Genomic DNA, 14,867 nt, shown 5'->3' with positions numbered 1-14,867 from the left:
GACATGACCCTGACGCTGATCCGCAATGCGGCCGTGGTGGCGGCGATGGATGACGCGGGGAGCGAGATTGCGGGCGGCGCGGTGGCCATGCGTGATGGTGTTGTCCTCGCGGTGGGGACGACCGCCGAACTGGCGCCGCTGGCCGGGCATGCCGACGAGATTGTCGAGGCGGCGGGCTGCGTGGTGACGCCGGGGCTGATCAACACCCACCACCATCTCTACCAGACGCTGACCCGCGCGGTGCCCGGCGCAACCGAGGCTTCGTTGTTCGGCTGGCTCAAGCGGCTCTATCCGATCTGGGCGCGCTATACGCCGGACGACGTGTTTGCCGCGACGCAACTGGGGCTGGCGGAGCTGGCGCTTTCGGGTTGCTCGCTCAGCTCGGATCATCTGTACCTGTTTCCCAATGGCGTGACGCTGGATGATACGATCCATGCCGCCGCCGGGATCGGTGTGCGCTTCCATGCGACGCGGGGCAGCATGAGCGTGGGGGAAAGCGCCGGGGGCCTGCCGCCGGACAGTCTTGTCGAGCACGAGGATGCGATTCTGGCGGACTGCATCCGCGTGATCGACCGGTTCCACGATGCGGCAGACGGCGCGATGGTGCGTGTGGGTGTGGCGCCGTGCTCGCCGTTTTCGGTGAGCCGCGAGCTTATGCGCGATGCGGCGCTGCTGGCACGTGACAAGGGCGTGATGCTGCATACCCATCTCGCCGAAGATGCCGACGATGTGGCGTTCAGTCTGGAGCGATTCGGCTGCCGGCCGGGGCAATATGCCGAGGAACTCGGCTGGACCGGGCCTGACGTGTGGCATGCGCACTGCGTGCAGCTCGATGCGAAAGAGATTGACCTCTTTGCGCGGACCAAGACCGGGGTGGCGCATTGCCCCGGATCGAACTGCCGGCTGGGTTCAGGCGTCGCGCCGGTGCGGGCGATGGTCGATGCCGGGGTGCCGGTGGGGCTGGGAGTCGATGGCTCGGCCTCGAATGACACCGCTAACCTGCTGGGCGAGGCGCGGCAGGCCTTGCTGCTCCAGCGGGTGACGCACGGCGCGACAGCATTTGCCGCACGCGAGGCGCTTAAGCTGGCGACACGCGGCGGCGCAGCGGTACTCGGGCGGCCTGATCTGGGCCAGCTGAAGCCGGGCATGCGCGCCGACGTTGCTGTGTGGGACATGGCCGAGGTAGCCTCGACCGGGGCGTGGGATCTGGTCGCCGGGCTCATTCTTGCGCCGCCTTCCGGTGTGCGGGACCTGTTTGTGGAAGGCCGCGCGGTCGTGCGCGGCGGAGACCTTGTGCAGACGCCGCGCAGCTCCATTCTGGGCGCAGCCCGCCGCTCGCTCGACCGGCTCATCGCCACCGGATAGGAGACTGCCTGCCGTGCCCCCCACTGCCGGAAGATTGCCCAACTCGGTCAGCCGCGCGCAGGCCCGTGATCCGGATTTCTTTCCCGGCATGGCCCTCGCGCTTCCCCTGGGCATCCAGCACGTTCTGGCGATGTTTGTTTCCAACCTGACGCCGCCGATCATTGTCGCAGGTGCGGCGGGCTTCGGGTTCGGTTCGGCGGATCCTTCGCAGCTGATCTACATGATCCAGATGGCGATGCTCTTCGCCGGGATCGCGACCCTGATGCAGACCGTCGGCTTTGGTCCCGTGGGCGCGCGGCTACCACTGGTGCAGGGGACGAGCTTTGCGTTCATCCCGGTGATGATCCCGATCGTGGCGGGCCGCGGCGTGGGCGCGATGGCGGAATTGACCACGGCGGCGCTGATCGGCGGGCTGGTGCATGGGGCCTTGAGTGTGTTCGTGGGCCGCGTGCGGTTTGCGCTTCCGCCGCTGATCACCGGGCTGGTGGTGCTGATGATCGGGCTCTCGCTCATGCGGATCGGGGTGCAGTATTCCGCTGGCGGCGTGCCGGCGGTGGGCACACCCGCGTTCGGCGCGGGGAGCAGCTGGCTGCTGGCAGGCGTTGTCGTTTTCGCGACACTCGGCCTCAAGTTCTTCGCGCGCGGGCTGTGGTCGACGGCATCGGTGCTGCTGGGGCTGCTTGCGGGCTATCTGGTGGCGCTGGCGATGGGGCGGATTTCGTTCGAAGCCGTGGGGGCAGCGCCGCTGGTAATGGTGCCGCAGCCGTTCCATTTCGGCTTTGCGCTTTCGGCCTCGGCGGTGCTGGGCTTCGTGCTGACGGGGTTTGTCTCCTCCATCGAATCCATCGGCGATGTCGAGGCGATCTGCGAAGGGACGGCGGGTCGGCCCGCGACCGATGCCGAGCTCAAGGGCGCGGTGGCGGCGGATGGGGCGGGCACGGCGCTCGCAGCAATCTTCGGTGCGCTGCCCAACACGACCTTCAGCCAGAACGTGGGCCTGATTGCGATTACCGGCATGATGAGCCGCCATGTCGTGACCTTGGGCGCGCTGTTCCTGATCGTGTGCGGACTGGTGCCCAAGATCGGTGCGGTGATCACCACGATCCCCATCGAGGTGCTGGGCGGCGGGGTGATCGTGATGTTCGGCATGGTCGCCTCGGCCGCGCTTTCGATGCTGGCGGGGGTGACCTGGAACCAGCGCAACATGCTGGTGTTCGGGGTGAGCCTGTCGCTCGCGCTCGGCCTGCAACTGGAGCCGACGGCGCTGGCGCATCTGCCCGAGACGGCGCGGATGCTGCTCTCTTCCGGCGTGCTGCCGGCGGCGGTGCTGGCGATCCTGCTCAATCTGCTGCTGCCCGACGAGACTGCCGATGACGAGGAGCCGCAAGGCGTAGTTCTCGCCGGGGATGGGGGGTGAGCACATGGTGACGAGCGCTCTCTTTTTTGCAACAAACCGTCCGGTTCATTGCGTTGGATCGGTAGGGGTCGGCGCGGCATAGGGGCGGCACCATGGCAGCGCGCATCAAACTTCCCACGGTCGATCCGTTCCTGATGTGGCTGGTGGGCTGCGTCGTGGCGGCGAGCGTGCTGCCGGCGCGCGGCGCGGTGCTGACCGGTTTCGACTTTGCCGCCAATGCCGCGATCGTGCTGCTGTTTTTCCTCCACGGCGCCAAGCTTTCGCGCGAGGCGGTGCTGGCGGGGGTCGGGCACTGGCGCCTGCACCTGATGACGCTGGCCTTCACGTTCGTGCTGTTTCCAGTGCTGGGTTTGGCGGCGCAGGCGGTGACGGGGCGGCTGATCGACCCGACCCTGGCGATGGGGCTGCTGTTCCTCGCGCTGCTGCCCTCGACCGTGCAGAGCTCGATCGCGATGACCGCGATGGCGGGCGGCAATGTGGCGGCGGCGGTGTGTAGCGCTTCGCTCTCCAACCTGATCGGGGTGGTGCTGACCCCGCTGCTGGTGACTGTGTTCATTCATTCGAATGGCGGCTTCGGCGGCAGCATGGACGGCCTCGGTTCGGCGCAGAAGATCGCCACGCAGCTGTTGCTGCCGTTTGTGGTGGGGCATCTGCTGCGGCCGGTGATCGGCAAGTGGGTGGATACGCACAAAAAGCTGCTGCAGCCGGTTGACCGTTCCTCGGTGCTGCTGGTGGTCTATTCGGCGTTCAGCGCGGCGGTGGTGAACGGGGTGTGGCTCCGCGTCGGGCTGTTTGATCTGGCGGTGCTGCTGGCCGCCTCGGCGGCGATGCTGGCCATCGTGATCGCGGTGAACGGTGTGGTTGCGCGTGCGGCAGGCTTCAGCCGCGAGGATACCATCGTGCTGCTGTTTTGCGGTTCCAAGAAGAGCCTTGTTTCGGGCGTACCGATGGCGGGCGCGCTGTTTGCCCCGGCGCAAGTAGGCATCGTGATTCTGCCGCTGATGGTCTTCCACCAGTTGCAGCTCTTCGTCTGCGCCTGGCTGGCGGGGCGCTGGCGGCGTGAGGGCGAGGCGCTGGCTGCCGCCGCGGCTGTCGCAGCGCTGCCGCCGCAGGATGAGGCGGCGATGCTGGCACGTGCGGGGGAGATCGGCCTGCCGGTGCCGGAGGAGTGCCGCGCGGGGGTTAGCAGCAACCTCGCCTTGCTGACGCAGCATGCGCGCGTTGCGCTGGGCGAGGGCGGCGCGTGAGGACGGCAAGCGACATTGCTGCCGCCGTGCGCGCGGGGCGCGAGAGCGCGGTATCGGTAACTTCGCTTGCGCTCGATGCCCTGAAAGCGGACCGGCATGTCGCGGTAACGTGGGTGCTGGCCGAGCGCGCCATGGGAGAGGCGGCGGCGATCGATGCCCGGATCGCGCGCGGCGAGGATGCGGGACCGCTGGCCGGCGTGCCATTTGCGGTGAAGGACTTGTTCGACGTGGCGGGCCTGCCGACGACGGCGGGCTCTGCGGCGCGCGCCAGGGGTCCTGCGGCGAGCGCCGATGCCGAGGCGATCCGTAGGCTGAACGCAGCGGGCGCGGTGCTGTGTGCGACGCTCAACATGGATGCCTTTGCCTATGGCTTTGCCACGGTGAACGCGGACTATGGCACCACGCGCAATCCGCATGATCCGGCGCGGCTGGCGGGCGGCTCTTCGGGCGGATCGGCGGCAGCGGTGGCGGCGGGGCTGGTTCCGCTGGCGCTGGGATCGGACACCAATGGATCGGTGCGCGTGCCCGCGAGCCTCTGCGGGCTCTATGGCCTGAGGCCCGCGCGGGGTGATCTGCCGCTTGAGGGGACCTTCCCGTTTGCCGAGAGCTTTGACGAGATCGGGCCGTTCGCCGCGAGCCTTGAGGACCTGGCGCTGGTGTGGGCTGTGCTGCGGGGCGGTGCAGTTTCGCCGTCTGCCACGGCGCCGAGGATCGCGCGGCTGGGCGGGCGGTTTCGCGAGAATGCCGATCCGGTGCAGCTCGCCGCCATCGATGCGATTGCACCGGACGCGCCATTGATCGAATTGCCCGATGTGGCGCGGGCGCGCAGCGCGGCCTTTGTCATCACGGCTTTTGAGGGCGGGCGTCTCCACCGGGATGCGCTGGCCGCCGATCCGTTTACCTACGATCCGGCGGTGCGCGACCGGCTGATCGCGGGAGCCTTGCTGCCGGATGCGCTTTACGAACGAGCGCTGGCGTTTCGCGCCGAATATGTCGCGCGGATCGAGGCGCTTGCTGCGAGCTACGATGTTCTGCTGGCGCCATCTGCGCCCTGCGCCGCGCCGCTCATTGATGATCCGGTGATCCTGATCGATGGCGAACCGAGCCCGGCGCGCGCGAACCTTGGCATCCACACGCAGCCGATCACGTTTACCGCGCTGCCGGTGCTGGCGGTGCCGCTGAAGCGGCCCGGAATGCTGCCGCTCGGGCTGCAATTGATCGGCAAGCGGGGCGGCGAGGGCGCCCTGTTGCGGCTGGCGACAGAGCTTGAAGACAGAGGTTTGACCGGCGTGACCATGCCGGAAAGCGCGTTTGCGGGGGAAATGACATGAGCGATGCAGTGGCAGCCGAGCAGGGGATGCTCGAGCGCCAGTTCCAGATGAGCGCGCGGGGCACCGATGTGCGCACCGAAGTGCTGGCGGGCTTCACCACGTTTCTCACCATGGCCTATATCGTGCTCGTCAATCCGGCGATCCTGGGGCAGGCGGGGCTGCCGGTGGCTTCGGTGGCGGCGGCGACGTGCTTTGCCGCAGCCTTTGCCTCGATCCTGATGGGCATGGTGGCGAACACGCCGCTGGCGCTGGCGCCGGGCATGGGGCTCAACGCCTATTTCAGCTTCACCGTGGTGCAGCAGATGGGCGTGCCCTGGCCTGTGGCGCTGGGCTGCGTGTTCATTTCGGGCGTGGCGTTCCTGATCCTCACGCTGACCGGGGTGCGGCAGCTGATCGTCTCGGTTATTCCGCAGCATCTGTTTGCGGCGGTGGCGGGGGGCATCGGGCTGTTCATCGGCTTTATCGGGCTGAAGGATGCGGGCATCGTCGTGGCCAATCCGGCGACCTTCGTGGCGCTGGGCAGCGTGACGCAGCCGGGGCCGGCGCTTGCGCTGTTCGGCCTTGTGATCATCGGCACGCTGAGCGTGTGGAACGTGCGCGCGGCCATGCTGATCGGCATCGTGCTGACGACGCTGGCGGGCTGGGTCATGGGGCAAGTTCATGCGCCGACCGAACCCTATAGCCTTGCGGCGCTGACGGGCACCGCGTTCAAGCTCGACATTCCGGGCGTGTTTGGCCTTTCGGGCAAGGCCGGGCTGGGGCTGCTCGAGATCCTGTTCGTGTTCCTTTTCGTCGATCTGTTCGACAATATCGGCACCTTGGTGGCGGTGACCAAGCGCGCCGGACTGATGGATGCGGCGGGCAAGATCCCGGGCCTCAACCGCATCCTGATGACCGATGCCGTGGCGACCATGGTGGGCGCTGTGGCGGGCACTTCGACCGTCACCAGCTATGTCGAGAGCGCCGCAGGCGTGCAGGCGGGCGGGCGCACGGGCCTGACGGCGGTGGTTTGCGGGCTTTTGTTCTTCGCGACCATGTTCGTTGCTCCTTATGCGCAGCTCGTGCCGCTGGCGGCGACCGCGCCCGCGCTCGTCGTGGTCGGCGGGCTGATGCTGCTGCCGCTGACCGAGGTGGACTGGGAAGACCCGATGGCGGCGATCCCGGCCTTCCTCACCGTGGCGATGATCCCGCTGACGTTCTCGATCGCCAATGGCCTTGCCTTCGGCATCACCGCACACGCCTTCCTCAAGCTCATCAAGGGCGAGGCCGGCTTCAAGGACTGGTTTCTCTACACGCTCGCCGCGCTGTTCGTGGCGCGCTTTGCCTGGATGGCTGCCGCATGATCCGTTTGATTTTCCTCGTATGGGCCGCGCTGCTTGCCTCGCCCGCATTTGCCCAGAAGCTGGATGACACCCCCCGCACGGTGGTGATGACGGCGTTCTATCCCGAGTGGCATTCGCTCGTGCCGACGATCAAGGATGCCAAGGAGCACACGATCAACGGCAGCACGTTCCTGACCGGCACGCTGGAAGGCAAGCCGGTCGTGCTGATGCAGAGCGGGGTCAGCGTGGTGAACGCCGCGATGAGCACGCAGATCGTGCTCGACCGGTTCAATGTGAAGCGGATCGTGTTTTCGGGGATCGCGGGCGGAGTCGATCCAGCGCTCTCCATCGGCGATGTCGTGGTGCCGGAGAACTGGGGGCAGTACCTGGAGGGTTCCTTCGCGCGGAAGACCAAGCGCGGGTGGATGCCGCCTGACGAGGGCCACCCGGAATCGCCTGCGAACTGGAACTTCATCTTCCCGCGCGGGACGCTGATCACCAGCAAGGACGCGAAGATGCAGCGGGTTTACCGCATTCCGGTAGATGCGGACCTGCTGGCGCTTGCGAAGAAGGTGGTGCCCACGATCACGCTGGAGCGCTGCGTGCCGCCATCTGACAAGATGCGCCCCGGTTCGGCGCTGTGCCTGCCGCGCATGCCCAAGATTCAGGTCGGCGGGACGGGGGTGACGGCAGGCATCTATGCCGACAATGCCGCGTTCCGCATCTACCTCCAGCGCGCGTGGAAAGCGCGGGTGCTCGATATGGAAAGCGCTGCGGTGATGCAGGTGGCGATGAGCAACGGCGTGCCGGCCATCGTGTTCCGCAGCCTGTCCGATCTTGCGGGCGGGGACCAGCACAAGAACATGGAGTACACCTTCGAGCATCTCGCCTCGGCCAATTCGGCGCATGTGGTGCGCGCGTTTGTAGCGGCGCTGGCGGATTGATGGCGCTCACAACCGTCTCGGGCTGTCACGGCATTGTCACCGCGCCGCATTGGCTGGCGGCGGAGGCGGGGCTGTCCGTGCTGCAGGACGGCGGCAATGCGGTGGAAGCGACCGTTGCGGTCGCGGCGTGCCTCGCGGTGGTCTATCCGCATATGACCGGGATCGGCGGGGATGGCTTCTGGGTGATCCACGAGCCGGACGGCGCGGTGCATGGTATCCATGGCTGCGGCGGGGCGGCGGGGGCGGTTTCGCTCGAGATGTATGCCGGGCTGGAGGCGGTGCCGTTTCGCGGGCCGCTGGCGGCGAACACGGTGGCGGGGACGATTTCCGGCTGGGCGGCGGCGCTGGGATCAGCGGGCGGTTCGCTTCCGCTGGAGCGGTTGCTGCGTGATGCGATCGGCCACGCCGAGGCAGGCGTGGCGGTGACGGCGGGGCAGGCGGCAATTGCGGCGGCCAAGGGGCCGGAACTGCGCGCGCAGCCGGGGGCCTATGCGGCGACCTTCGAGCCTGAGGGGCGGCCCTTGCAGGCGGGCGATGCTCTGCGCCAGCCGGTGCTGGCGGAAACCTTGCGGCGGCTATGCGAGGATGGGCTGGAAAGCTTCTACAGCGGCCCGTTGGCAGAGGACATCGCGGCGGATCTGGAGGCACTGGGTAGCCCGATTTCAGCGGCCGATCTGGCGGCCCATGCGGCGACGCGGGCCGAGCCGCTGACGACGCGGATCCGGGATGCGCAGCTCTGGAACAGCGCGCCGCCGACGCAGGGGGCGGCTTCGCTTTTGATTCTGGCGCTGTTTGACCGGCTGGCGGCTGGCGCTGCCGATGGGTTCGATCACGTGCATGGGCTGGTCGAGGCGACCAAGCAGGCGTTTCTGCTGCGCGACAGGCACATGGGTGATCCGGCTTTTGACGGGTTTGACTGGCAGGCGCTGCTTGACGATTCGGCGGCGCTGGATGCCTTGGCGGCGCGGATTGATCCCGCAAAGGCCCTGCAATGGCCGCAGCCGCCGCAGTGGGGGGATACCTGCTGGTTCGGCGCAGCGGACGCTGAGGGCCGCGTAGTGAGCGCGATCCAGTCGACTTATTTCGAGTTCGGCTCGGGCCTCGTGCTGCCGAAAACGGGGATCACCTGGCAGAATCGGGGGAGCAGTTTCCGGCTGGCTGAGGACGGCTGGAATGCGCTGAAATCCTATCGCAAGCCCTTCCACACGCTCAATCCCGCTCTGGCGCGCTTCGAAGATGGGCGCGTGATGGCCTTTGGCACGATGGGCGGGGAAGGGCAGCCGCAGACGCAGGCGGCACTGTTCACCCGCTACACGCGGTTCGGGACGGACTTGCAGGCGGCGATCAGCGCGCCGCGCTGGCTACTCGGGCGGACCTGGGGGGATCAATCGACCACGCTCAAGCTGGAGGATGGCTTTGCGCCGGACCTCTACGCGGCGTTGGAAGCGGCGGGGCATGCGGTTGAGCGCGTCGGGCCGCTGACAGCGACGATGGGGCACGCCGGGGCGATTGTGCGCCATGCGGACGGGCGGTTCGATGGGGCGACCGATCCGCGCAGCGATGGCGGGGTAAAGGCATGGTAACCGGCGGCTTCAGAGCTGTGGCGCGTTGCGAGGCGCTGGCGCTGCCGCCCTACAGCGACAGCGTCGAGGGGCTGACGCGCACGTATCTTTCGCCCGCCTACGGCGCGACGCAGGAGCGGGTTGCCGAATGGATGGCAGAGGCCGGAATGACCGTCCGCAGGGATGCCGCCGCAAACCTGATCGGGCGCTACGAGGGCCGCGTGGCGCATGCTCCGGCGCTGGTGATCGGCAGCCATATCGACAGCGTTCGCAACGCCGGGGCTTATGACGGGCCGCTTGGGATAATGCTGGGAATTGAAGCAGTTGCTGCGCTTTCCTCAAGCGGTACGCAACTTCCGTTCGCGGTCGAAGTCTATGCGTTCGGCGACGAGGAAGGCAGCCGCTTTCCCGCCGCGATGCTGACCAGCCGCGCGGTGGCGGGCACGCTCGATCCGGCGGCGCTGGATGTGACGGACCGCGACGGGGTGCGGCTGGGTGATCTCGTTGACCTGGCGGCTTATCCTTCGGTGGCGCGCGCGCCGGGTGAGGTGCTGGCCTATCTGGAAGCGCATATCGAGCAGGGGCCGGTGCTGGAGGCCGAAGGGCTGGCGCTGGGCACGGTGACCGGGATTGCGGCGCAGCTGCGCTTCGAGATCGGGCTGTCGGGGACTGCAGGCCATGCCGGGACGACCGCAATGGGCCTGCGCCGCGATGCGGTGGCGGGAATGGCCGAGATGGTGCTCGCCGCCGAAGCTGTGGCGACGGCGGGGCCGCCCGATCTTGTCGCTACGGTGGGCGTGGTCGAGGTGCCTTCGGGCGCGGCCAATGTGATTGCGGGGCGCAGCCGGTTCACGCTCGATGTGCGCGCCGGTGATGCCGGCGTGCGCGACCGGGCAGCCGATGAGGTTCTGCGCCGGTTCCGCGACATTGCCGGGCGGCGTGACCTCGGCCTTTCGGTGCGGCAAGTGCATGACTTGCCAGCAAGCCCCTGTGATCCGGCGCTGATGGACCTGCTAGAGGAAGCCACCGTGGCGGCGGGGCAGAGGCCCTTCCGCCTCGTTTCAGGCGCAGGGCACGATGCCATGATCATGGCCGCGCTCTGCCCCACCGCCATGCTGTTTCTGCGCTGCCGCGGCGGCGTGAGCCACAACCCGGCCGAACATGTCGAGCCTGCGGACGCCGAAGCGGCGCTTAAGGTGATGTCCGGCTTTATCAAGAGATTGGGAGCGAAACTTGAACCCGCTTGATCCCACCTTGTTCGGCGAGATCGATCCACCGCAGCGCCTGCTGATGGGGCCGGGGCCGGTCAATGCGCATCCACGCGTGCTGCGCGCGATGGCGGCGGACCTGCTCGGCCAGTTCGATCCCGAGATGACCGGGTTCATGAACCAGGTCATGGCGCTTTATCGCCCGGTGTTCGGCACCGGGAACCAGTGGACGATGCTGATCGACGGCACCGCGCGTGCGGCGATCGAGGCTTCGCTGGTGAGCCTCGTCGAGCCGGGTGACACGGTGCTGGTGGTCAATTTCGGGCGGTTCGGCCTGCTGTTGACCGAGATTCTCGGCCGCATCGGGGCGAAGATCGAGCAGGTGAGCGCGCCTTGGGGTGAAGTCGTGCCGATTGAGGCGATTGCCGAAGCGATCGAGCGGGTTGGCCCCAAGGTTGTCGCGACCGTGCATGGCGATACCTCGACGACGATGGCGCAGCCGCTCGAGGGGCTCGGCGATCTGTGCAAGGCGGCGGGGGCCTATGCCTATATCGATGCCTGCGCGACGCTGGGCGGAATGGAGATCGCGGCGGATCGCTGGGGTGTCGATGTGGTGACCGCCGGCCTGCAGAAGTGCCTTGGCGGGCCTTCCGGTTCGGCGCCGATCACGATTTCGGACCGGGCGGCGGAGCGCATCTTTGCGCGGCGCCATGTGGAGCAGGGCATCCGGCGCGCGGATATCAGCGATGGCGTGGGCCCGCGCATTCCCTCCAACTACTTCGATCTCGCGATGATCATGGACTACTGGTCTGAGAAGCGGCTCAACCATCATACCGAGGCGACCTCGATGCTCTATGCCGCGCGCGAATGTGCGCGGGTGGCGCTGGGTGAGGGGCTGGAGGCTCGCTTCACAAGGCATCGCAAGGCGGGCGCGGCGATGACGGCGGGCGTGCGCGCGATGGGGCTCACCGTGTTTGGCGACGATGCCTATCGGATGACCAATGTGACCGGGGTCCATATTCCCGAAGGCGTCGACGGCGAGGCGATCCGCACCGCGATGCGCGAGCATTTCGAGATCGAGATCGGCACCGCGTTCGGGCCGCTGCAGGGCAAGATCTGGCGGCTCGGCGCGATGGGTTACAACGCGATGAAGCACAAGGTGCTGCTGACTTTGGGCGCGCTCGAGGCATGCCTGACGGCGGCAGACCACAAGGTTCCGCTGGGCGCGGCGGTGCCGGCGGCGCTGGCGGCGTGGGACGCGGCATGACCCTGCCGCGTGATCTTGTCGGTTATGGGGCCAAGCCGCCCGAGGCCCGCTGGCCGGGCGGGGCGAAAGTCGCCGTGCAGTTCGTGATCAACTACGAGGAGGGCGCGGAGAACTCGGTTCTTAATGGCGACAAGGGTTCGGAAGCGTTCCTTTCGGACATGGTGGGCGCGGCGAGCCATCCGGCACGCGCGATGGCGATGGAGAGCCTCTACGAATACGGCAGCCGTGCCGGGTTTTGGCGGCTGCACCGGCTGTTCACCGAGCGGGGCGTTCCGGTGACGGTGTTCGGCGTGGCGGCGGCGATGGCGGCCAATCCTGCGGTGGTCGAGGCGATGCTGAAAGCCGAGTGGGAGGTAGCCAGCCACGGCTATCGCTGGATCGACTACCAGTATGTACCCGAAGAGGTGGAGCGCGAGCATATTGCCAAGGCGATTGCGCTGCACACCGAGCTGACCGGGGCGCGGCCGCTGGGCTGGTATCAGGGGCGGACCTCTCCCAACACGGCGCGGTTGGTGGTGGAGGAAGGCGGGTTTCTCTATGATGCGGACAGCTATGCCGATGATCTGCCCTATTGGGACCGGCGCCATGGCAAGCCGCAGCTGATCGTGCCCTATTCGCTCGATGCCAACGATATGAAGATCGTGTCGCTCAATGGCTTTACCGAGGGCGAGCAGTTTTTCAGGTACTTGCGCGATACCTTTGAGCAATTGCGCGAAGAGGGCGGGCGGATGATGTCCATCGGCCTCCATGGGCGGATTGCCGGGCGTCCGGGGCGGGCGCGGGCGGTGGCACGCTTTCTCGATCATGTGATTGCCAGCGGTGACGCCTGGATTGCGCGCCGCGTGGATATCGCGCGGCACTGGGCGGCGGAGCATCCGGCATGACGATCAACGATCCGGTGCTGCTCGCCGAAGTGACAGCCGCGTTTCAGGAGTATGAGCGCGCATTGATGGCGGATGATCTGCCCGCGATGGATGCGCTGTTTCGTGATGCGCCAACGACCAACCGCTTCGGCGTGGGAGAGGTGCTGTGGGGGATCGAGGCCATCCGCGAATTTCGCAAAGGGCGCGGTGGTTCGCCGCAGCGCCGGCTGGGGCACGTGGCGATCACGGTCTATGGTACCGCCTTTGCGACGGCGGATGCGGAGTTCTTTCGCGAGGGCAGCGAGCGGCGCGGGCGGCAGAGCCAGAGCTGGGTGAAGTTTGCCGACGGCTGGAAGGTCGTTTCCGCGCATGTCAGTCTGGAAGGAGCGGGCTCGTGACGGCGCTGTTCGAGCATAGCCCGTGGGTCGAGGCGCGGGCGGATGCCTTGCCTTCGAGCGGGGATCGGCATGCGGACCTCATGGCGGTGGTCCATGCGGCGAGCCCTGAGGAGCAATTGGCGCTGATCCGTGCGCATCCGGAATTGGCGGGCAAGGCGGCGATCGACCGGACGCTGACCGAGGCATCGGCGGCGGAGCAGGCCAGCGCAGGGCTTGATCGGCTGAACGAAGAGGAGTTTGCGCGGTTCCATGCGCTCAACGCGGCATACCGCGAGCGCTTCGGTTTTCCCTTCATCATCTGCGTGAGGCTGACCGACAAGGCGGGCATTCTCGCGGCGATGGAGGCGCGGCTGGCGCAGACCCGCGATACCGAGATTGCCACGGCGATTGCGCAGATCGGGGAGATCGTGCGGCTCCGGCTGGAGGATGCGCGATGACGATAGATTGGGCCGAATGGCTGAATCTGGCGATCCGCTGGTTCCACCTGACGGCGGGCATCGCGTGGATTGGCTCCTCGTTCTATTTCGTGTGGCTCGACAATCATCTGGTGCCGCCCAAATCGGGCGAGGCTTCGGGCGAGGTGTGGTCGGTCCACGGCGGCGGGTTTTACCACAAGCAGAAGTACCAGGTCGCGCCGAGCCAGATGCCCGAGGACCTGCACTGGTTCATGTGGGAGGCCTATACCACGTGGATTACGGGCTTTTTGCTGCTCGTGCTGGTCTACTGGGTGGGCGCGGCAAGCTTTCTGATCGATCCGGCCAAGGCCGCGCTGACCCCGCTGCAGGCCTCCGGGATCGGCGCGGCGGCGCTGGTTGCCGGCTGGCTCGTCTATGATGGCTTGTGCCGTTCACCGCTGGCACGCGATGATCGGATGCTGGGCGCGGCTTGGTATGCCGTGCTCGTTGCGGCGGCCTGGGGGCTCTGCCAGATCTTCAGCGCGCGCGGGGCTTATCTGCACGTGGGGGCGATCGTCGGGACGGCGATGGTCGGCAACGTGTTCTTCGTGATCATCCCCAACCAGCGCAAGGTCGTGGCCGCGCTGGTGAAGGGCGAGGTGCCCGATCCGGCGCTTGGCAAGGCGGCGAAGAGCCGTTCGCTGCACAACAACTACATGACGCTGCCGGTGCTGTTCGTGATGATCAGCCATCACTACGCGATGACTTTCGGCGCCGAGCGGCCGTGGCTGGTGCTCGCGGTGCTGGGTGCGACGGGCGTGGCGGTGCGGCACGTGTTCAACTTGCGGCACCGGGGCCAGCCGCTGGGGCGTGCGATGCTGGTGGCGGCGGTGCTGGCGCTGGTGAGCGTGACCTATGTTTCGGCAGAGAAGGCGGGCGCTGTAAAAGCGGCGGGCGGCTCTGCCGACTGGGCGAGTGTCGAGCCGATCTTCAAGAAGCATTGCGTCTCTTGCCATGCGGCGAGGCCCACCAGCGATCTCGTCACTGCGGCCCCGCTTGGCGTTATGCTCGATAGCCACGAACACGCCCGCCAGTTTGCGCCGCGGGTGAAGAAAGTGGCCGTCGATGCCGAGATCATGCCGCTGGGCAACACGACCGGGATGACCAAGGCCGAGCGCGAGGCGCTGGGCCGCTGGATCGAGGCAGGAGCACCCCGATGACCACGATTTCGACCCATGTGCTCGATACCATGCAGGGCAAGCCCGCGGCGGGAATGCAGCTGTGGCTGGAGGATGCCAGCGGCGAGGCGCTGTTTGCGGGCGAGACCAATGCGGACGGGCGCTGCCCCGGGATGCCCGAGCTGGCGCCGGGGCGCTATGCGCTGACGTTTGCGGTGGCGGAATACTTTGCTGCGGAAGGTGCCTCGCTGCCCGATCCGCCGTTTCTGGGCGATGTGCGGATCGCGTTCGGGGTGTCCGACGACGGGCACTACCATGTGCCGCTGCTCGTCTCTCCCTTCGCCTATTCGACTTATCGGGGGAGCTGAGC

The 14,867-nt window shown here is 67.3% G+C and carries 14 protein-coding genes; all 14 read left to right on the top strand.

The window, feature by feature from the left end; genetic code table 11:
• The first annotated feature begins 3 nt into the window (after nt 1–3).
• The 14 genes from ACO06X_RS03745 (at nt 4) to uraH (ending at nt 14,865) form a co-directional block, all read left to right on the top strand.
• Entirely contained in the window at nt 4–1,365 is a 1,362-nt protein-coding gene (locus ACO06X_RS03745; protein ID WP_421838657.1) for an 8-oxoguanine deaminase, read from the top strand.
• A 13-nt stretch (nt 1,366–1,378) separates the two neighbouring features.
• The gene (locus ACO06X_RS03740) at nt 1,379–2,782 is read left to right on the top strand and encodes a uracil-xanthine permease family protein (RefSeq protein ID WP_421838656.1); all 1,404 of its coding nucleotides are present in this window, start codon (nt 1,379–1,381) and stop codon (nt 2,780–2,782) included.
• A 92-nt stretch (nt 2,783–2,874) separates the two neighbouring features.
• Nucleotides 2,875–4,029: a bile acid:sodium symporter family protein gene (locus ACO06X_RS03735; RefSeq protein WP_421838655.1), complete on the top strand. Its 1,155-nt coding sequence runs from the start codon at nt 2,875–2,877 to the stop codon at nt 4,027–4,029.
• A complete protein-coding gene (locus ACO06X_RS03730; protein ID WP_421838654.1) occupies nt 4,026–5,360 on the top strand; it encodes an AtzE family amidohydrolase in 1,335 nt (444 codons plus the stop codon). Before ACO06X_RS03735 ends, ACO06X_RS03730 begins: the two co-directional genes overlap by 4 nt.
• Nucleotides 5,357–6,703 carry an NCS2 family permease gene (locus ACO06X_RS03725; RefSeq protein WP_421838653.1) on the top strand — a complete coding sequence of 449 codons (1,347 nt, stop codon included), beginning with the start codon at nt 5,357–5,359 and terminating at the stop codon, nt 6,701–6,703. Before ACO06X_RS03730 ends, ACO06X_RS03725 begins: the two co-directional genes overlap by 4 nt.
• Nucleotides 6,700–7,626 carry a 5'-methylthioadenosine/S-adenosylhomocysteine nucleosidase gene (locus tag ACO06X_RS03720; protein ID WP_421838652.1) on the top strand — a complete coding sequence of 309 codons (927 nt, stop codon included), beginning with the start codon at nt 6,700–6,702 and terminating at the stop codon, nt 7,624–7,626. The genes ACO06X_RS03725 and ACO06X_RS03720 overlap by 4 nt, the downstream gene beginning before the upstream one ends.
• Nucleotides 7,626–9,209: a gamma-glutamyltransferase family protein gene (locus ACO06X_RS03715; RefSeq protein WP_421838651.1), complete on the top strand. Its 1,584-nt coding sequence runs from the start codon at nt 7,626–7,628 to the stop codon at nt 9,207–9,209. Before ACO06X_RS03720 ends, ACO06X_RS03715 begins: the two co-directional genes overlap by 1 nt.
• Nucleotides 9,203–10,435, top strand: coding sequence for an allantoate amidohydrolase (locus tag ACO06X_RS03710; protein ID WP_421838650.1), 1,233 nt, complete (start codon nt 9,203–9,205; stop codon nt 10,433–10,435). The genes ACO06X_RS03715 and ACO06X_RS03710 overlap by 7 nt, the downstream gene beginning before the upstream one ends.
• A gap of 43 nt (nt 10,436–10,478) precedes the next feature.
• Entirely contained in the window at nt 10,479–11,663 is a 1,185-nt protein-coding gene (locus tag ACO06X_RS03705; RefSeq protein ID WP_421839848.1) for a pyridoxal-phosphate-dependent aminotransferase family protein, read from the top strand.
• A complete protein-coding gene (puuE, locus tag ACO06X_RS03700; RefSeq protein WP_421838649.1) occupies nt 11,660–12,547 on the top strand; it encodes an allantoinase PuuE in 888 nt (295 codons plus the stop codon). The genes ACO06X_RS03705 and puuE overlap by 4 nt, the downstream gene beginning before the upstream one ends.
• Nucleotides 12,544–12,924, top strand: coding sequence for an oxalurate catabolism protein HpxZ (gene hpxZ / locus ACO06X_RS03695; RefSeq protein WP_421838648.1), 381 nt, complete (start codon nt 12,544–12,546; stop codon nt 12,922–12,924). The genes puuE and hpxZ overlap by 4 nt, the downstream gene beginning before the upstream one ends.
• Nucleotides 12,921–13,361 (top strand): 2-oxo-4-hydroxy-4-carboxy-5-ureidoimidazoline decarboxylase, encoded by a 441-nt coding sequence (uraD, locus tag ACO06X_RS03690; protein ID WP_421838647.1) that lies wholly within the window; start codon nt 12,921–12,923, stop codon nt 13,359–13,361. The genes hpxZ and uraD overlap by 4 nt, the downstream gene beginning before the upstream one ends.
• Nucleotides 13,358–14,539, top strand: coding sequence for a urate hydroxylase PuuD (locus tag ACO06X_RS03685; protein WP_421838646.1), 1,182 nt, complete (start codon nt 13,358–13,360; stop codon nt 14,537–14,539). The genes uraD and ACO06X_RS03685 overlap by 4 nt, the downstream gene beginning before the upstream one ends.
• Nucleotides 14,536–14,865, top strand: coding sequence for a hydroxyisourate hydrolase (gene uraH, locus ACO06X_RS03680; protein ID WP_421838645.1), 330 nt, complete (start codon nt 14,536–14,538; stop codon nt 14,863–14,865). The genes ACO06X_RS03685 and uraH overlap by 4 nt, the downstream gene beginning before the upstream one ends.
• The last annotated feature ends 2 nt before the right edge of the window (nt 14,866–14,867 follow it).

Source organism: Novosphingobium sp. (genome assembly GCF_965229225.1).
GTDB lineage: Bacteria > Pseudomonadota > Alphaproteobacteria > Sphingomonadales > Sphingomonadaceae > Novosphingobium.
Note: the sequence above shows the minus strand (reverse complement) of the source record. Positions and strands in the feature narration are given on the sequence as shown.